14 protein-coding genes are annotated in these 17,715 nt (G+C 67.6%); 3 read left to right on the forward strand and 11 right to left on the reverse strand.

The window, feature by feature from the left end:
- Position 1 precedes the first annotated feature (1 nt).
- Both queF and XcuCFBP2542_RS11960 read right to left on the reverse strand, forming a co-directional pair.
- A complete protein-coding gene (queF, locus tag XcuCFBP2542_RS11955) occupies positions 2-817 on the reverse strand; it encodes an NADPH-dependent 7-cyano-7-deazaguanine reductase QueF (RefSeq protein ID WP_104603784.1) in 816 nt (271 codons plus the stop codon).
- A 154-nt stretch (positions 818-971) separates the two neighbouring features.
- Complete coding sequence (locus XcuCFBP2542_RS11960) at positions 972-2,279, reverse strand: M20 family metallopeptidase (RefSeq protein ID WP_104603785.1); 1,308 nt, start codon at positions 2,277-2,279, stop codon at positions 972-974.
- Between the two features lie 469 nt (positions 2,280-2,748).
- On the opposite strand from XcuCFBP2542_RS11960, the gene XcuCFBP2542_RS11965 reads away from it, so the two are divergent.
- The 3 genes from XcuCFBP2542_RS11965 (at position 2,749) to XcuCFBP2542_RS11975 (ending at position 10,610) form a co-directional block, all read left to right on the forward strand.
- On the forward strand, positions 2,749-3,987 hold the full coding sequence (locus XcuCFBP2542_RS11965) for an efflux RND transporter periplasmic adaptor subunit (RefSeq protein WP_104603786.1): 1,239 nt from the start codon (positions 2,749-2,751) through the stop codon (positions 3,985-3,987).
- 94 nt (positions 3,988-4,081) lie between these two features.
- Entirely contained in the window at positions 4,082-7,330 is a 3,249-nt protein-coding gene (locus XcuCFBP2542_RS11970; RefSeq protein ID WP_104603787.1) for an efflux RND transporter permease subunit, read from the forward strand.
- Positions 7,331-7,469: 139 nt separating this feature from the next.
- The gene (locus XcuCFBP2542_RS11975) at positions 7,470-10,610 is read left to right on the forward strand and encodes an efflux RND transporter permease subunit (RefSeq protein WP_104603788.1); all 3,141 of its coding nucleotides are present in this window, start codon (positions 7,470-7,472) and stop codon (positions 10,608-10,610) included.
- A gap of 97 nt (positions 10,611-10,707) precedes the next feature.
- Here XcuCFBP2542_RS11975 and hglS read toward each other — a convergent pair whose 3' ends face one another.
- From hglS to XcuCFBP2542_RS12020, 9 genes are all read right to left on the reverse strand, one after another.
- Positions 10,708-12,075 carry a 2-oxoadipate dioxygenase/decarboxylase HglS gene (hglS, locus tag XcuCFBP2542_RS11980; protein ID WP_104603789.1) on the reverse strand — a complete coding sequence of 456 codons (1,368 nt, stop codon included), beginning with the start codon at positions 12,073-12,075 and terminating at the stop codon, positions 10,708-10,710.
- A 146-nt stretch (positions 12,076-12,221) separates the two neighbouring features.
- The gene (locus tag XcuCFBP2542_RS11985; protein WP_104603790.1) at positions 12,222-12,851 is read right to left on the reverse strand and encodes a hypothetical protein; all 630 of its coding nucleotides are present in this window, start codon (positions 12,849-12,851) and stop codon (positions 12,222-12,224) included.
- Positions 12,852-12,959: 108 nt separating this feature from the next.
- Positions 12,960-13,718, reverse strand: coding sequence for an HAD family hydrolase (locus tag XcuCFBP2542_RS11990; RefSeq protein WP_104603791.1), 759 nt, complete (start codon positions 13,716-13,718; stop codon positions 12,960-12,962).
- 37 nt (positions 13,719-13,755) lie between these two features.
- Positions 13,756-14,142 (reverse strand): EF-hand domain-containing protein, encoded by a 387-nt coding sequence (locus tag XcuCFBP2542_RS11995; RefSeq protein ID WP_372372430.1) that lies wholly within the window; start codon positions 14,140-14,142, stop codon positions 13,756-13,758.
- A 256-nt stretch (positions 14,143-14,398) separates the two neighbouring features.
- Positions 14,399-14,773, reverse strand: coding sequence for an EF-hand domain-containing protein (locus XcuCFBP2542_RS12000; RefSeq protein ID WP_104603792.1), 375 nt, complete (start codon positions 14,771-14,773; stop codon positions 14,399-14,401).
- 224 nt (positions 14,774-14,997) lie between these two features.
- Positions 14,998-15,375 (reverse strand): hypothetical protein, encoded by a 378-nt coding sequence (locus XcuCFBP2542_RS12005; protein WP_104603793.1) that lies wholly within the window; start codon positions 15,373-15,375, stop codon positions 14,998-15,000.
- A 71-nt stretch (positions 15,376-15,446) separates the two neighbouring features.
- Positions 15,447-15,644, reverse strand: coding sequence for a CPXCG motif-containing cysteine-rich protein (locus XcuCFBP2542_RS12010; protein WP_104603794.1), 198 nt, complete (start codon positions 15,642-15,644; stop codon positions 15,447-15,449).
- 67 nt (positions 15,645-15,711) lie between these two features.
- Entirely contained in the window at positions 15,712-16,359 is a 648-nt protein-coding gene (locus XcuCFBP2542_RS12015; RefSeq protein WP_104603813.1) for a M15 family metallopeptidase, read from the reverse strand.
- A 252-nt stretch (positions 16,360-16,611) separates the two neighbouring features.
- A complete protein-coding gene (locus XcuCFBP2542_RS12020; RefSeq protein ID WP_104603795.1) occupies positions 16,612-17,415 on the reverse strand; it encodes an N-acetylmuramoyl-L-alanine amidase in 804 nt (267 codons plus the stop codon).
- Positions 17,416-17,715: the final 300 nt, after the last annotated feature.

Here is a 17,715-nt window from a genome sequence, read left to right on the forward strand (position 1 = left end):
ATTACTGGCGCAGGTCGCGGAAGATCGATAGCGGCAAGGGCACGCCGGGCGAGCTGCGCAACGGATTGATATCCAATCCGCCGCGACGGGTGTAACGCGCCTCGACCACCAGCCATTCGGGCGCACACCGCTGCAGTAGGTCGTTGAAGATGCGCTCCACGCACTGCTCGTGGAATTCGGCGTGGTCGCGGAAACTGACCAGGTAGCGCAGCAAGCCCTCCCGGTCGATCGGCGCACCGCGATAACGCAGGCTCAGGCTGGCCCAATCCGGCTGGCCGGTGACCGGGCAGTTGGATTTGAGCAAGGCAGAGGTGAGCACTTCCTCCACCGCCGCCCCGGCGTGGGCATGCAGATACGCAGCATTGGGCGGGCCGTAATCGTCGATGCTGATATCCAGCGCATCGATGGACTCGCCCTCGCCCACCGCGTCGATCGGCGGCAGGCCGAATTCCACCACCACATCGGCACCAGCCCGCGTGGACAGGTCGGTGGCGATGCGGGTCCGCACGGCTTCGGCGCTATTGAAGCGGGTGGCGTTGAGCGAATTCAGATACAACTTGAGCGACTTGGATTCGATCAGCGAAGGCGAGTCGCAGGGCACATGCAAGGTCGCCGTGGCGACACAGGGCTTGCCGTGCGCATCGAGCCAGCTCAGCTCGTAGGCATGCCAACGGTCACGCCCGATGAAGGGCAGCGCGCCGGCCAGACCGATCGCCGCGCGCCCGGCCGCGCGCGGAATCGGAAACAGCAGCGACAGATCGTAGCCACTGGGATAAGCGACCTCACGACCAAGGGTGGACTCTTCAGGGGTATTCATCCGGCCATTTTAGGCCGTTCGTGCTGGCCGTGAGGTGTATGGCGAGGTCGGATAGACGGGACCGACGGACACCTCGCCACCTGGCTCATCACCTAGCCGCACATCTCAACCGAAAGCGGGAATCGTCCAGCCGCAGACGATTCCCGATTCCCGATTAACCCTGCTGCAGATAATCCAGCGACACCTGCAACAACGCGCGCAAACCCACATCCAGCGAGGACTCGTCCAGCAGGAACTGCGGCGAGTGATTGCTGGGCGCGGTGGCCGGGTCGATGCCCTTGGCAGTGGAGCCGACGAAGAAGAACATCGACGGCACCTGCTGGGCGTAGAACGAGAAGTCTTCCGCGCCCATCTGCAACGGCGGCTCGTAGACATTGTCCGCGCCCACCACCGCCTGCAGGCTGGGCAGCATCCGGGCGGTCAATGCGGGGTCGTTCACGGTGGCCGGGTTGCCGGGCTGGTCCGGTACCTGTGCCTGCACCTTGGCGCCGTGCGCGGCGGCGGTGTGCTCGGCCACGTTCTTCAAGTCAGCGAAGATCTGCTGGCGCATGCCCTCATCGAAGGTGCGGATGGTGCCGACCATGTCCACATCGTCGGGAATGATGTTGTAGCGGATGCCGCCCTTGATCGCACCGAAGCTGAGCACCGCCGGCTGCTTGGACAGGTTGGCGCGGCGGCTAATCACCGTCTGCGCGGTGGAGATCATGTCGGCGCTGGCCACGATCGGGTCGATGCCGTTCCACGGGGCCGAGCCATGGGTCTGGCGGCCAATCATCTTGATCGCAAAGCGATCCGACGCGGCCATCAGCGGGCCGCTGCGCACCGCGATCTTGCCAGCCTGCACGCTGGAGAACACATGCAGGCCGAACACCGCCTGCGGCTTGAAGTCGGCGAACAGGCCTTCCTTCAACATCAGCGAGGCACCGCCCTCCTCGTTGCCCGGTGCGCCCTCTTCGGAGGGTTGAAAGATCAGCATCACTTCGCCGGGCAACTGGTCGCGCATGCCCACCAGCGCTTCGGCCACGCCGAGCAGGATGGCAGTGTGGGCGTCGTGGCCGCAGGCATGCATCACCCCGACCTGCTCGCCGCGGTACTCGGCGGTGGCCTTGGAGGCGAACGGCAGGCCGGTCTGTTCGGTCACCGGCAGTGCGTCCATGTCCGCGCGCAGGGCGATCTTCGGGCCAGGCTTGCCCCCCTTGATGATCGCCACCACGCCATGGTGCGCGATGCCGGTGCGCGGCTTGAGGCCCAGCTTGCGCAACTGCGCGGCCACGGTGGCGGCGGTGCGCTCTTCGCGGTTGGACAGTTCCGGATGCTGGTGGAAGTCGCGCCGCCACTGCACCACCTTGGGCTGCAGCGTGGCGGCGACGGTGGCCACCTCCGGGCGTGGCGCGGTCTGCGCAGGGGCAAGCAGGGGCAGGGCGAGCAACAGCACGCCGGACAACAGGCAGGAGTGGCGCATCGACGATCCTTAAATGAACTCCTTGCACTGTAGTGTACCTGGGCAACCAGGTCTCGCCATGCGACGCAGGCCACGTCCCGGGTAACCAGACCCAGGCTGGCCCACTTGGGCGCGACCGGGGCGGCGATGGCGCGCCGGCGTGTCGGGGCCGGCAGTTGCCGGGCACCTACGCGAAGTCGGCGCTGACCGGGACCCGACTGCCGAGCCGGTTCAATTGGCGGCAGTCGGCGGGCGCGTGGCCGCTGCTGCGCCCCCCCTCTGTGGGCGGGTAGTGGGTCCGGATTCAGCACGCTGGTCAACCGTTGCCACCGCCGCGCGTTCCCGCCCCGTCGCAGAAGTGAACGTTGTGGCGGTCTCGCAAGGCAAGCCGTTACTTCAGTAACGCTCAATCTCCCGGGCGCAACGATATGCTTCGCAACGCCGCCCCACGGTCGCTCCCAGCGCCCGGCCCGCCATCAGGAGTTGTCGCATGTCGCGTTTTTGGAAGATCGCACTGTTGGTGCTCGCAGTGCTCGTGGTTGTGTTCGTCGCCGTGCGGATGGTGGGCGGAAATAGCCGGGGCAAGCCGGCAGGTGCAGCAGACGGCAATGGCAACGAAGACGCCGGCCCGGTTCCGGTGACGGTGGTGGCCACGACCAGCCAGGATGTGCCTGTCTACGCCAGCGCGCTGGGCACGGTGACCGCGCTCAATACGGTCACGGTCAGCCCGCAGGTCGGTGGCCAACTGATGAGCCTGAACTTCAAGGAAGGCCAGGAAGTGAAGAAGGGCCAGGTGCTGGCGCAGATCGACCCGCGCACGCTGCAGGCCAGCTACGACCAGGCGCTGGCGGCCAAGCGCCAGAACCAGGCGCTGCTGGCGACGGCGCGGGTGAACTACCAGCGCTCCAACGACCCGGCCTACAAGCAATACGTTTCGCGCACCGATCTGGACACCCAGCGCAACCAGGTGGCGCAGTACGAGGCCGCGGTGGCCGCCAACGATGCGCAGATGCGCTCGGCGCAGGTGCAGTTGCAGTTCACCCGCGTCACCGCGCCGATCGACGGCATCGCCGGCATCCGCGGCGTGGACGTGGGCAATATCGTCACTACCACCTCCACCATCGTGACGCTGACCCAGGTCCGCCCGATCTACGTGTCCTTCAACCTGCCCGAACGCGAGCTGCAGGCGGTGCGCAGCGGCCAGGCGGCGGCGCCGTTGGGCGTGGCGGCGCTGGACCGCGGCGATGCACATGTCATCAGCGGCGGCGGCAAGCTGGAGGTGATCGACAACCGCATCGCCGCCGACAGCGGCACCTTCGGCGCGCGTGCGATCTTCGACAACACCGACAACGCCTTGTGGCCGGGCCAGTTCGTCAACGTGCGGCTGCAGCTGCGCACCATCTCCAACGGTACCGTGGTGCCGACCCAGGCCGTGCAGCGCGGTCCGGACGGCGATTACGTCTACGTGGTGGGCAGCGACAGCACCGCGCAGATGCGCACCGTGGTGCAGGGTGTGGAACTGGACGACAGCCATGTGCAGGTCACCAAAGGCCTCAAGCCGGGCGAGCGCGTGGTCACCGAAGGCCAGTTCCGGCTCAAGCCGGGCAGCAAGGTCAGCGCGCTCAAGCCGGGCGAAACGCCGCCGGAGCCGACCGAGGCCGAACTCAAGGCCGCGCAGGACAAGCAGAAGGGCGGCGGCGGTGGCCGTCGTGGCGGCGGCCCGCGCTAATGCCTGACCACTGGCGACGGGACGCCCCGTTGCCAGTGCGCGTCGGCGCCCTGCGCGCCGGCACCGATTGACGTCTTCAGCAAGGACTCCCCCCGTGGGCTTTTCGACCATCTTCATCCGCCGCCCCATCGCCACCTCACTGTTGATGGCGGGCGTCCTGCTGCTGGGCATCCTGGGCTACCGGCAACTGCCGGTATCGGCGCTGCCGGAAATCGATGCGCCCAGCCTGGTAGTGACCACTCAATATCCCGGCGCCAATGCGACCACCATGGCCTCGCTGGTGACCACGCCGCTGGAGCGCCAGTTCGGGCAGATCTCCGGGCTGCAGATGATGACCTCCGATTCGTCGGCGGGCCTGTCCACGATCATCCTGCAGTTCTCGATGGACCGCGATATCGACATCGCCTCGCAGAACGTACAGGCGGCGATCCGCCAGGCCACCCTACCCTCGTCGTTGCCGTACCAGCCGGTCTACAACCGGGTCAATCCGGCCGATGCGGCGATCCTCACCCTCAAGCTCACCTCCGATTCGCTGCCGCTGCGCGAGGTCAACCGCTACGCCGATGCGATCCTGGCCCAGCGCCTGTCGCAGGTGCCGGGCGTGGGCCTGGTGTCGATCGCCGGCAACGTGCGCCCCGCGGTGCGCATCCAGGTCAACCCGGCGCAGCTGTCGAACATGGGCCTGACCATGGAGTCGCTGCGCAGCGCGTTGACCCAGACCAATGTCAGCGCGCCCAAGGGCTCACTTAACGGCAAGACCCAGTCCTACAGCATCGGCACCAACGACCAGCTGACCAATGCGGCGCAGTACCGCGACACCATCATCAGCTTCGCCAACGGCCGCCCGGTGCGGCTGGCCGACGTGGCCAAGGTGGTCGATGGCGTGGAGAACGATCAGCTCGCTGCGTGGGCCGATGGCAAGCCGGCCGTGCTGCTGGAAATCCGCCGCCAACCCGGCGCCAACATCGTGCAGACGGTGGAGCAGATCCGCAGCATCCTGCCGCAGCTGCAGGCGGTGCTGCCGGCCGACGTGCACCTGGAGGTATTTTCCGACCGCACCGAAACCATCCGCGCCTCGGTGCATGAAGTGAAGTTCACCCTGGTGCTGACCATCGCGCTGGTGGTGGCGGTGATCTTCGTGTTCCTGCGCCGGCTGTGGGCCACCATCATTCCCTCGGTGGCAGTGCCGTTGTCGCTGGCCGGCACCTTTGCGGTGATGGCCTTTGCCGGCATGTCGCTGGACAACCTGTCGCTGATGGCGCTGGTGGTGGCGACCGGGTTCGTGGTCGACGATGCGATCGTGATGATCGAAAACATCGTGCGCTACATCGAACAGGGCAAGAGCGGGCCGGAAGCGGCGGAGATCGGCGCCAGGCAGATCGGTTTCACCGTGCTATCGCTGACCGTGTCGCTGGTGGCGGTGTTCCTGCCGCTGCTGCTGATGCCTGGCGTCACCGGACGGTTGTTTCATGAGTTTGCCTGGGTGCTGTCGATCGCGGTGGTGATCTCGATGCTGGTGTCGCTGACGCTGACACCGATGATGTGCGCCTACCTGCTCAAGCCCGATGCGCTACCCGAAGGCGAGGACGCGCACGAACGCGCCGCGGCCGCCGGCAAGACCAACCTGTGGACGCGCACCGTGGGCAGCTACGAGCGCAGCCTGGACTGGGTGCTGGCCCACCAGCCACTGACCCTGGCGGTGGCGATCGGCGCGGTGGCGCTGACGGTGGTGCTGTACGTGGCCATTCCCAAGGGCCTGCTGCCCGAGCAGGACACCGGCCTCATCACCGGGGTGGTGCAGGCCGACCAGAACGTGGCGTTCCCGCAGATGGAGGCGCGCACCCAGGCGGTGGCGGCGGCGCTGCAGAAAGACCCGGCGGTGACCGGCGTGGCGGCCTTCATCGGCGCCGGCACCATGAACCCCACGCTCAACCAGGGCCAGCTCTCCATCGTGCTGAAGACGCGCGGCGACCGCGACGGCCTGGACGAGGTGCTGCCGCGCCTGCAACAGGCCGTGGCCGGCATCCCGGGCGTGGCGCTGTTCCTCAAGCCGGTGCAGGACGTCACCCTGGACACCCGCGTGGCGGCTACCGAATACCAGTATTCGCTATCGGACGTGGACAGCACCGAGCTGGCCACCTGGGCCGGGCGCATGACCGAGGCGATGCGCAAGCTGCCCGAGCTGGCCGACGTGGACAACAACCTGGCCAACCAGGGCCGTGCGCTGGAGCTGACCATCGACCGCGACAAGGCCAGCATGCTCGGCGTGCCGATGCAGACCATCGACGACACGCTGTACGACGCCTTCGGCCAGCGCCAGATCTCCACCATCTTCACCGAGCTCAATCAATACCGGGTGGTGCTGGAAGTGGCGCCGGAATTCCGCAGCAGCACCGCGCTGATGAACCAGCTGGCGGTGGCCAGCAACGGCAGTGGCGCGCTGACCGGCACCAATGCCACCAGCTTCGGCCAGGTCACCTCGTCCAATTCGTCCACCGCCACCGGCGTGGGCGCGCAGAACACCGGCATCGTGGTCGGTGCCGGCAGCAGTATTCCGCTGGCCTCGCTGGCACAGGCCAAGGTCACCAACACGCCGCTGGTGGTGAGCCACCAGCAGCAGCTGCCGGCAGTGACCATCTCGTTCAACCTGGCGCCGGGGCACTCGTTGTCGCAGGCGGTGGCGGCGATCGAACAGGCGCGCGACGCGCTCAAAATTCCCACCCAGGTGCATGCGCAGTTCGTCGGCAAGGCGGCCGAATTCACCGGCAGCCAGACCGACATCGTGTGGCTGCTGCTGGCCTCGATCGTGGTGATCTACATCGTGCTGGGGGTGCTGTACGAGAGCTACATCCATCCGCTGACCATCATCTCCACGCTGCCACCGGCCGGCGTCGGCGCATTGCTGGCGCTGATGATGTGCGGGCTGAGCCTGTCGGTGGACGGCATCGTCGGCATCGTGCTGCTGATCGGCATCGTCAAGAAGAACGCCATCATGATGATCGACTTCGCGATCGAGGCACGACGCGACGGCGCCAACGCGCACGACGCGATCCGGCGCGCCTGCCTGCTGCGCTTCCGCCCGATCATGATGACCACCGCCGCCGCCATGCTGGGCGCGTTGCCGCTGGCGCTGGGCACCGGCATCGGCTCGGAACTGCGCCGCCCGCTGGGCATCGCGATCGTGGGTGGCCTGCTGCTGTCGCAGCTGGTCACGCTGTACACCACCCCGGTGATCTACCTGTACATGGAACGCGCCGGCGAGCGCCTGCGCGCCTGGCGCGCGCGGCGTGCGGCACGCCGTGACGGCACGAATCCGGCACCGACCTCGGGGCGCCCGGCATGAGGACCGGTAGCTTCATCGCTGACCGGTCCGCCTGCCCGCAGCATCGATTTCCCGCACGCACGCGTGGCAGCTGCCGTGGATTTGGCTTTGGCCTCTACCGATTCCCCACTCCCGATTCCCGATTCCCGGCGCCACAGCCATGAACATCTCCGCGCCCTTCATCAAGCGCCCGATCGGCACCTCGCTGCTGGCGATCGGTTTGTTCGTGATCGGAGTGATGTGCTACCTGCGCCTGGGCGTGGCGGCGTTGCCGAACATCGAGATTCCGGTGATCTTCGTGCATGCCACGCAGTCCGGTGCCGATGCCAGCACCATGGCGTCCACCGTCACCGCGCCGCTGGAGCGGCACCTGGGCCAGTTGCCCGGTATCGACCGCATGCACTCTTCCAGTTCGGAGAGCAGCAGCCTGGTGTTCATGGTGTTCCAGAGCAGCCGCAACATCGATTCGGCCGCGCAGGACGTGCAGACCGCGATCAACGCGGCACAATCGGACCTGCCGTCCGGGCTTGGCACGCCGATGTACCAGAAGGCCAATCCGAACGACGACCCGGTCATCGCCATCGCACTGACCTCGGACACGCAATCGGCCGATGAGCTGTACAACGTGGCCGACTCGCTGCTGGCACAGCGGCTGCGCCAGATCACCGGCATCAGCTCGGTGGACATCGCCGGCGCCTCCACCCCGGCGGTGCGCGTGGACGTGGACCTGCGCGCGCTCAATGCGCTGGGTCTGACCCCGGACGATCTGCGCAACGCGGTGCGCGCGGCCAATGTCACTTCGCCAACCGGTTTCCTGTCCGATGGCAACAGCACCATGGCCATCATCGCCAACGATTCGGTGGCCAAGGCCGCCGATTTCGCGCAGCTGGCGATCTCCACCCAATCCAACGGGCGCATCGTGCGGCTGGGCGATGTAGCCACCGTCTACGACGGCCAACAGGACGCCTACCAGGCGGCCTGGTTCGACGGCAAACCGGCGGTGGTGATGTATGCCTTCACCCGCGCCGGCGCCAACATCGTGGAAACCGTGGACCAGGTGAAGGCGCAGATTCCCGAGCTGCGCGCCTACCTGCAACCCGGCACCACACTCACGCCCTACTTCGACCGCACGCCCACCATCCGCGCCTCGCTGCACGAGGTGCAGGCCACGTTGATGATCTCGCTGGCGATGGTGGTGCTGACCATGGCGCTGTTCCTGCGCCGGCTGGCGCCCACGCTGATCGCCGCCGTCACCGTGCCGCTGTCGCTGGCCGGCTCGGCGCTGGTGATGTACGTGCTGGGCTTCACCTTGAACAATCTCAGCCTGCTGGCGTTGGTCATTGCGATCGGGTTCGTGGTGGACGATGCGATCGTGGTGATCGAAAACATCATGCGCCACCTGGACGAAGGCATGCCGCGCCTGGAGGCCGCGCTGACCGGTGCACGCGAGATCGGCTTCACCATCGTCTCGATCACCGCCTCGCTGGTGGCGGTGTTCATTCCGATGCTGTTTGCCAGCGGCATGATCGGCGCGTTCTTCCGCGAATTCACCGTCACCCTGGTGGCGGCGATCGTGGTGTCCATGCTGGTGTCGCTGACCTTGACCCCGGCGCTGTGCAGCCGCTTTCTATCCGCCCATACCGAGCCGGAACAACCTGGCCGCGTCGGCGCCTGGCTGGACCGCATGCACGAGCGCATGCTGCGCGTGTACACGGTGGCGCTGGACTTCTCGCTGCGCCACGCGCTGCTGCTGTCGCTGACGCCGCTGCTGCTGATCGCCGCCACCGTGTTCCTGGGCGGTGCGGTCAAGAAGGGCTCGTTCCCGGCGCAGGACACCGGGCTGATCTGGGGCCGTGCCAATTCCAGCGCCACGGTGTCGTTTGCCGACATGGTCAGCCGCCAGCGCCGCATCGCCGACATGCTGATGGCCGACCCGGCGGTGAAGACCGTCGGTGCCCGGCTTGGCTCCGGCCGCCAGGGCTCCAGCGCCTCGTTCAATATCGAGCTGAAGAAACGGAGCGAAGGCCGCCGCGACACCACCGCACAGGTGGTCGCGCGGCTGAGCGCCAAGGCCGACCGCTACCCGGACCTGGACCTGCGCCTGCGCGCCATCCAGGACCTGCCCAGCGACGGCGGCGGCGGCACCAGCCAGGGCGCGCAATACCGCGTGTCACTGCAGGGCAACGACCTGGCGCAGTTGCAGGAATGGTTGCCCAAGCTGCAGGCCGCGCTGAAGAAGAATCCGCGCCTGCGCGATGTGGGTACCGACGTCGATAGCGCTGGCCTGCGCCAGAACATCGTGATCGACCGTGCCAAGGCAGCGCGGCTGGGCATTACGGTCGGCGCGATCGATGGCGCCCTGTACGGCGCATTCGGCCAGCGCTCCATCTCCACCATCTATTCCGATCTCATCCAGTACAGCGTGGTGGTCAATGCGTTGCCGTCGCAGACCGCCACTCCCAAGGCACTGGACCAGATCTTCGTGCCCAACCGGGCCGGCCAGATGGTGCCGATCACCGCGGTGGCCACCCAGGCCCCCGGCCTGGCGCCGCCGCAGATCATCCACGAAAACCAGTACACCACGATGGACCTGAGCTACAACCTGGCTCCCGGGGTGAGCACGGGCGAAGCGGACCTCATCATCAAGTCCACCGTGGACGGTTTGCGCATGCCCGACGGCATCCGCCTCAGCGGCGACGACAGCTTCAACGTGCAGCTCAGCCCCAACTCGATGGGCATCCTGCTGCTGGCGGCGGTGCTCACCGTCTATATCGTCCTGGGTATGCTCTACGAGAGCCTGATCCACCCGGTGACCATCCTGTCCACGCTGCCGGCCGCCGGTGTCGGCGCGCTGCTGGCGTTGTTCCTCACCAAGACCGAGCTGTCGGTGATCTCGATGATTGCGCTGGTGCTGCTGATCGGCATCGTCAAGAAGAACGCCATCATGATGATCGACTTCGCGCTGGTGGCGCAGCGCGTGCATGGCATGGATGCGCGCGCGGCCGCACGCGAGGCCTCGATCGTGCGCTTCCGCCCGATCATGATGACCACCATGGTGGCGATCCTGGCAGCGGTGCCGTTGGCGGTCGGCCTGGGCGAAGGCTCGGAACTGCGTCGCCCGCTGGGCATCGCCATGATCGGCGGGCTGGTGTTCTCGCAGAGCCTGACCCTGCTCAGCACCCCGGCGCTGTATGTGATTTTCTCGTGCCTGAGCGAACGCTGGAAGGCACGTCGCGCCCGCAAGCGCGCGCAGCGGGCCGAGCGCGCGGCAGCGCGTCGTCCGGCGGCGCAGATGCAGTGATCAACGGCGGTGACCGCGGCGCCTTGTCACCGTCTTACGCCGCTGCACAGGACACCAGCGTCGAGACGTCTTCCACGGCCGCCGTGCGCCGCGCCGGCTACGCCAGCAACCCCTGCAAGGAGTCGCGTTCCAGCCGCGCATACAGCGCGAATTCGTCGTGCACCTGCGCGCCCAGCGCCTGCTCGAAGCTGCGCTGGCTCGAGTGTGCGGCATAGGCGCGCTGCTCGGCGCCGCCCAGGTTGGACTGGAAGATGCCGGCGGCACTGACCGGCAGGAAGTCTTCATAGACGATCGGGTCGGCGCTGACCAGGCCGAGCGCGATGGCGGTCTCCGCCGGCATGGCCGCCACCTGCGCCGGGTCGGCGCGGCCGGCCTCGGTGAGCGCATAGCGGAAATAGCCCAGGCCCTCCTGCCGCAGCAACGCCTCGTCGTCGGGGAAGGCCACGAAGGCGGTCTGCAGGCGCGTGGCGTAATCGGTGCCGGTGCTGCCGGCGCCATCGGCATCGCGTGCCTGTGCCAGCAACGCGTCGTACAGCGCGCGGCCCTTGGGCGTGAGCGCAAGCCCGCGCTGTTCGATCTCGCCAAAGCGTGCGGTATGCGTGCCATGCTCCGGCTGCCCGCCATCGCCGACAAAGCGCACCGGTTCTTCCAGCGCCTTGAAACTGGTCTGGCGCAGCAGGATCGGCACCCGCCGCCGCGGCGGCCCTTCGATCACCGCCTTGGCATCGATACCGGCCTGCTGCATCTGCGCCTGCGCCGCATCGATGTCCAGCGTGCGCGGGGTCAGGTGGTTGATGTGCGGGCCGTGGAAACTGACCACATCGGCGATCAATTTGTGCGCATCGCTCAACGCGCGGTAGGTCGGCAGCGACACCGTCGCATCGCCATGCCAGCGGAAGGTTTCCAGCGCTTCGGCCACGAACTGCTGCGCCTGGGCCGCATCCAGCCCGCCTGCATGTTCGCACTGCGCGATCAACTGCAGCGCGCCGGCGGTGAAGATCTGCCGCTGCTGGAGGATCTGCGTGGCCTGCGCGCGCAGGCTGGCATCTTCGATCAGCTCCAGCCGCAGCAGCGAGGTGAACACGCGGAACGGATTGGCCGACAGCGCGGCCTCGTCGATCGGCCGGAACGCGGTGGAGTGCACCGGCACGCCAGCCACCGACAGGTCGTAATAGCCCACCGGGTGCATCCCCATCACCGCGAACAACCGGCGCAAGGTGGCCAGTTCTTCCGCAGTGCCCACGCGGATCGCACCATGCCGCTCCAGATCCAGCCGTGCGCGCTCGTCGTTGCGCTGCAAGCGCAGTGCAAGGGCCGCATCGGCCTGCAGCGTCTGCGCGTTGACCTGCGCCACCAGCGCCATCAGGTTGCCGTACAGGGGCACCTCGGCGCGGTACATGTCTGACATGGCCTGCGCGAACAGGCTGCGGATGTGATCGGGAGAGACAAACACGGTATCGCGCATGGACGGGTCTTGGCAGGAGCCGGCGGATGCCGACGTTGCCCGCATTCTCGCCGACCACGCCCTGCGGCGACCAGCTGCACGGCAGCATCGCCACTGCGTGTTGGCGCGCAGACAGCCGGTGCGCGCACGCTGCACAGCCTGCGGCGCTACAGCCCTGCCTGCACCGCCGCCTCGGCCGCCTCGCTGGCCTCGCGTGCGGCCTCCAGCCGCTGTGCGTAGTCACCGAGCTGGCGACGCAACAGCGCGTCCAGGGTGATCGGGCGTTCCCAGCGGTCGTAGCTGGCAACAATGGCGTGCCGCAGCGCGCGCAGGTGCGCATTATCCGGCTCCACCGACAGGCGGGTGATGACGCCCTCCCAGCCGTCATGGTGATCGCGGCTGTAGGCGCGCACGCTGTCGCGACAGGACAGCTGCACCGTCTGCGCCCAGAAGCAGGCGAAATACAGATCGCCGGCGTGCCAGCCGTGTACCTGCAGCAACGCCTGTACGTAGGCGCGCGGCGTGCCGGTATAGCGCGCCACCTCGTCGATGAAGCTGTCCGGATAGCGCTGCGCGTAGCTGCCCATGTCGGCCAGATGCTGGTCCACCCACGCATCGCCGGTGCCAGGCGTCGCCGCCGACGCCGGTTGTCGGGCTGGGGCGGCAACCTCCACTGCACCGGCCGGCACGGCGCCGGTCTGCGCGGCCGCCAGCGTGGGCAACCACAACGCCGCCAGCAGTGGCAGCGATCGCAGCAGTGAGGAACGTGGCACGGGCATGCGCCGATGATGCCGCATGCCCGTGCCGCTGTCAGGCCGTGCTCTGGCAGGCCCTGCTCCGTCAGGCCGGAAGCGGCTGGCTGGCCGACGGCGGCGCGATGACGTGCGCGATGGCCGCCACCTGGCTCACCTCGGCGCCTGCTGCCGGGCCTGGGCATCGAGCGCGCACACCGCCGCCGGCCAGCCGGCGGCATCGGGCACTTCGCGCATGCGCGGCTCGTCGGCCGCCACGCCATGCTCCTGCTCGTGTGCCCAGGTCACCGCATACGGGGTGTAGATGCCCCAGCCGCCGATCGCCAGCACCGGCTCCACGTCCGAGCGCAGCGAATTGCCGATCATCACGAAGTGCTGCGCCGGCAGGTCGAATTCGCCCAGCACGCGTGCGTAGGTCCTGGGGTCTTTCTCGGACACCACTTCCACGCGTGGAAACAGGTCGGTCAACCCGGACTGTTCGATCTTCTGCTCCTGGTGGAACAGATCGCCCTTGGTAATCAGGACCACCGCGTAGTCGGCGGCAATGGCGCTGACTGCCTCGCGTACACCGGCAATCACCTCCACCGGATGTTGCAGGGTGGCGCGGCCGATCTCGACGATGCGCTGGATATCGCGCGCCTCGATGCGAGCGTCGGTCAACTCGATCGCCGTCTCGATCATCGACAGCGTCATGCCCTTGGCGCCGTAGCCGAACACCTTGAGGTTGCGCCGCTCCACCGCCAGCAGATGCTGCTGCATGCGGCTGTCGCCGAGGTCGAGGTAGCGTGCCAGGATGGCTTCGAAATCCGCCTCGGCACTGCGATAGTAATCCTCGCTCTTCCAGAGAGTATCGTCGCCGTCGAAGCCGACCAGTTGGATCGCCTGGCCGTCGCGCTGTGCAATCGGGGTCATCGCGCAAGTCTAGCAGCGCACCGCAGCGCCGCTGCGCTCAATCACCTGCGGCGTCGCCTGGCCCAGGTTGGTACGCGGCGAACTCATCGCGCGACAGGCGGCCGTCGCCGTTGCTGTCGAACCCGGCAAAGTTCTCGCGCAGGATCGGATCTGCGCCGGCCTCGGCCGGGGTCAGCGAGCCGTCGGCATCGCTGTCCAGGCTACGGAAGCTGCGCGGGGCGAGCGTACCGTCCGGCGGCGTTCCCGATGGCTCGGCACCGCCCTTTGCGCTGGAGAGCCCGGCCGGGCCGACGGGCAGCAAGGGGGTCGCCGCCGGGGCCGGCGGGGCAATCGGCAGCGGTGACATCGCCGGCCTGTTGGTCGTCGGCTGGGCAGGCGGCACCGGCGGCGCATCGGCCGGCGACGATTGCACAGGCGCCGCCACCAGGGGCCAGGAATTCATCAGCGCCGCCAGCAGTACACCGCGTAGCAACGGGGGAGTGGGCAGCGAGGACATGCTGGAGACGATATCGCAGCGCCCGTCAAGACTGCGCCATGCAGGCTCGCCACAAAAAACGGGAGCGACCCTGGCAGGTCGCTCCCGATGCTCCATCCTGTCACTGCCAGCGCTCATGCAACTGGCCTGCCATCGCACGACGCGTGCGATGGTCTGGCGATTCGCGCCGCGCTTGCTGATTCGCTCAGTTCCCCTGCGAACCGGCTGCCCCCGCAGCGCCCTGCTGCTTGGCGACGAATGCCTTGTACTCGTCCGGGGTCAGCTTGCCGTCGGTGTCGCCATCGGCCTGGTCGAAGATCTGCGCCAGGCCCGCATTGACCTGCGCTTCCTGCTTGCTGATGGCGCCATCGCTATCGGTATCCACGCTGGCCCAGGTCTGGCCACCGCCAGAGCTGCCGCCGGCAGCCTGCGCCGACGTGGCCGAGCTACCCGCCTGGGCCGCACTGGCCGGCTGGCCTGCGGCGTCCTGCGGAGCGCTTTGCGCCATGGCCGGCAAGGCCAGGGCGGCGGCAAGGGCGGCAGTGGCGGCCAATAGCGAGGTGCGATTGCGGTTCTTCATTGGGTGGTCTCCTTGGTATGGGCATGAGCGGTGTCGCCGCACATGGCACCACCCTACCCAGCGCGCATGAACCGTCGGACCGGCAGGATTCGGCGAAAAACATCCTTTTAACCACCGCATCGGCGTTTACGCCTAGCCGCCTGTTAGCCGTTGGTGAGTCAAACCGAAGCGATGCATTCATCGCCGCGATTTCTGAGAACCAGGCCGCGTTTCACGGCCTTGCCTCAGGCAGCGGGTGCGTCGCCATCCCAGCGGTCGGAACTGAATATTTCCCAACCCACCACGACACCGGCGATGGCGCCGGCCACTTCGAGTACCACCCGCGATCCCAATTCGTTCGGATCGTGGATGCGTGCCAGGGCCAACCGCGCATACAACGGCGACTCGAGCCGCACGATGCTGGTGTAGACGAGATTCCAGAGGTCGTAGCCGGCACCGATGGCCACCGCCAGCAGGCAGGCCGTTCCCAGCGTATGGCCCTGGTTGAACTGCAGCCGTCGGCCGCCGCGCTCGACCAGGGCGAAGAGGACGATGCCCAGGACCAGCGCGATCAGGCCGGCTTCCAGCGAACCAAGCAAGCCGAAGTGCAGGGGCAGATTCATCGTGACGATCCAGGCGACAGGCGCGCCAGTCTAGCGGCTGGCGGCGTCGGCGTCGGCTTGCGTGCGCATCGTCAGGTGTCGTCCTGGCCGCGCGCGGTTACCTGCGCCTCGCCCTCCTCGTCCCATTGCACGGTGACCGTGATCGGCTTGCAGCACACCTGGCAATCTTCGATGTAGTGCTGATCGCCACCGCTGAGATCCAGGGCCAGGGTGATCCACTCCCCGCAATACGGGCAGGCAATATCGATGAAGCGTTCCGGGTCGGTCATGGCGATTCCTGGGTCGGGTGAAACGGCGCCGCGGCGCCGCGACGAGCATGCCGGGTCGGCATCGCCCTCATTCCACCGGCACATCGTAGGCGGTCTGCGGCGTCGGCTCCGGTCTGAGGGTGAAGTGCCACCATTCCATCGGGTAGTTGGCAAATCCCTCGGCGGCCATGGCGCGCAACAGGCGTTGGCGATTGGCGCGCTGCGCCGCGTCGAGATCTGGCGCATCGGTATGCGCGCGTGGGTCGAAGAAATCGAACCCGGTGCCCATGTCCACCGGCCGGCAGGGCGACCGCCGGCACTCCAGCAAGCCGGCATCCAGCGTTGCGCCACGGCTATGTCCAGAGGTGTCTGCAATGTAGTGACCGAGCAGCGCGCGCTTGTCCACGCGCGGGTAATAGCGCGCCTTGGTCGATTGCGCCTGCAGGTCTGCGGCCCACGCCACGAATGCCCGCACCGCCCGCACCGGCCGGTAACAATCGAACACCTGCAGCCGGTACCCCTGCGCCTTCAGCGCCTGCGCAACCCGCACCAACGCATCGGCGGCCGGCCGCAGCAGATAGCAACGCGCCGCGCCATAGCCGGGCACCACCTGCCCGGTGAAGTTGTCGTCTGTGGCGTAGCGCATGTCCACCGCGATGCCTGGCGCCAGGGTCGCGACGTCGATCAACCCCGCCTGCGCCGGCGTGGTGGCCGGCGAGATCACCGGCGTCGCCATCGCGCTGCCGCAGATACAGGCGGCCCACGCCACGGCCAAGCACCAGTGCCGCAGGTGTCGTCGTGGGGCAAGGAGCAGCGGTACGTCGCTGGATGCATGGAATGCTGTCATGCGCACAGAATATTCGAGTGGTCGGGCAACCACCTCGCCAGGCGGCGTGTGCCGGCATCGTGCGGCACAGCCAGCGGCGTCGGACCACGCCACGCCACGCCACGGCACGCGCATCGACGCATCGATCGACACCAGCCCAGGCTACGGAATCTCGGCGCCTGCATCGGGAATCGCGACCGGCCGCCCACCCGGCGTCGGCTGGCTCAAGGCCTGCAGGATGCGCAAATCCTCCGCATCCAGCGTGCTGGCGCTGTTGCCGCGATAGTGATGATGGAACGCCCGCAGCGCGGCAGCGCGGTCGTCCACGCTGTAGCCCAGCAGTGCCAGAGCCTGCCAGGGGTCAAAGCCTGGCGGCGCGGGCGGGGCATCGGCGGCAGGCCAGCGGCCGAAGCCGGCCTCGGCCAGGCGCTTCCACGGAAACAGCGGGCCGGGATCGTTCTTGCGTGTCGGGGCCACATCTTCGTGACCGACGATCTGGGTGCGCGGAATGCGCAGCCGCGTGCACAGGTCGTCCAGCAGGACCAGCAAGCTGTCGATCTGCGCCGGCGCGAATGGCTCGCTGCCGTCGTTATCCAGCTCGATGCCGATCGAGGCCGAATTGATATCGGTGATGCTGCCCCAGCGGCCGGCGCCGCCGTGCCAGGCGCGCTGGTCGTCGGCGACCAGTTGATAGCGTTGCCCATCCTCGCCGATCAGGTAATGCGCGCTGACCCGTCCACCGGCGTTGCGCCCGCGCAGTGTGGCCAGACTCTGCTGCACCGACTGCTGGTCGGTGAAATGCAACACGATCAGGATCGGCCGCCGTGCATCGTAGTTGGGCGAGGGCACCCACTGCGCCAGCGGATTGCGCTGGGGTGCGTGCGCGCAGGCCGCCAGCGACAGCACCAGCGCGCACACCGCTCCCCGTCGCCAGGCCGATGAGGACAGATGGAAGGTTGGCGACACCGGTGTTCTCCTTGCAGTGGGTACCCAGGCCTGCGCTGTCTTTGCCCAACGGGACTGCCATGGCCGGGCCATTATCCGCCGAGTTGTCGCCGACGCGGGCAATCGCGCGACGCGTGGCATGGGCACGGTTGGAGTGTGCACCTACCAGCGACGCATCCGTGGATCGCTTCACGTCGATGTATTGGGCGCAGCGGGTTGGCCAACCACCGGCTGCCGCCCACCTCCCGCCGCTGGCGCCCTGCGCACGCGCTAGGCCCCGCGTACACTGCCGATCATGGCCGAAACGACGGCTGTCGTCGT

The organism is Xanthomonas cucurbitae, assembly GCF_002939885.1.
Classification (GTDB): domain Bacteria; phylum Pseudomonadota; class Gammaproteobacteria; order Xanthomonadales; family Xanthomonadaceae; genus Xanthomonas; species Xanthomonas cucurbitae.

What these genes read in the sequence shown, in the direction of transcription:
- queF (WP_104603784.1), bottom strand. Translation starts at nt 817, where the DNA reads ATGAATACCCCTGAAGAGTCCACCCTTGGTCGTGAGGTCGCTTATCCC.
- XcuCFBP2542_RS11960 (WP_104603785.1), bottom strand. Translation starts at nt 2,279, where the DNA reads ATGCGCCACTCCTGCCTGTTGTCCGGCGTGCTGTTGCTCGCCCTGCCC.
- XcuCFBP2542_RS11965 (WP_104603786.1), top strand. Translation starts at nt 2,749, where the DNA reads ATGTCGCGTTTTTGGAAGATCGCACTGTTGGTGCTCGCAGTGCTCGTG.
- XcuCFBP2542_RS11975 (WP_104603788.1), top strand. Translation starts at nt 7,470, where the DNA reads ATGAACATCTCCGCGCCCTTCATCAAGCGCCCGATCGGCACCTCGCTG.
- hglS (WP_104603789.1), bottom strand. Translation starts at nt 12,075, where the DNA reads ATGCGCGATACCGTGTTTGTCTCTCCCGATCACATCCGCAGCCTGTTC.
- XcuCFBP2542_RS11985 (WP_104603790.1), bottom strand. Translation starts at nt 12,851, where the DNA reads ATGCGGCATCATCGGCGCATGCCCGTGCCACGTTCCTCACTGCTGCGA.
- XcuCFBP2542_RS11990 (WP_104603791.1), bottom strand. Translation starts at nt 13,718, where the DNA reads ATGACCCCGATTGCACAGCGCGACGGCCAGGCGATCCAACTGGTCGGC.
- XcuCFBP2542_RS12000 (WP_104603792.1), bottom strand. Translation starts at nt 14,773, where the DNA reads ATGAAGAACCGCAATCGCACCTCGCTATTGGCCGCCACTGCCGCCCTT.
- XcuCFBP2542_RS12005 (WP_104603793.1), bottom strand. Translation starts at nt 15,375, where the DNA reads ATGAATCTGCCCCTGCACTTCGGCTTGCTTGGTTCGCTGGAAGCCGGC.
- XcuCFBP2542_RS12010 (WP_104603794.1), bottom strand. Translation starts at nt 15,644, where the DNA reads ATGACCGACCCGGAACGCTTCATCGATATTGCCTGCCCGTATTGCGGG.
- XcuCFBP2542_RS12015 (WP_104603813.1), bottom strand. Translation starts at nt 16,359, where the DNA reads ATGGCGACGCCGGTGATCTCGCCGGCCACCACGCCGGCGCAGGCGGGG.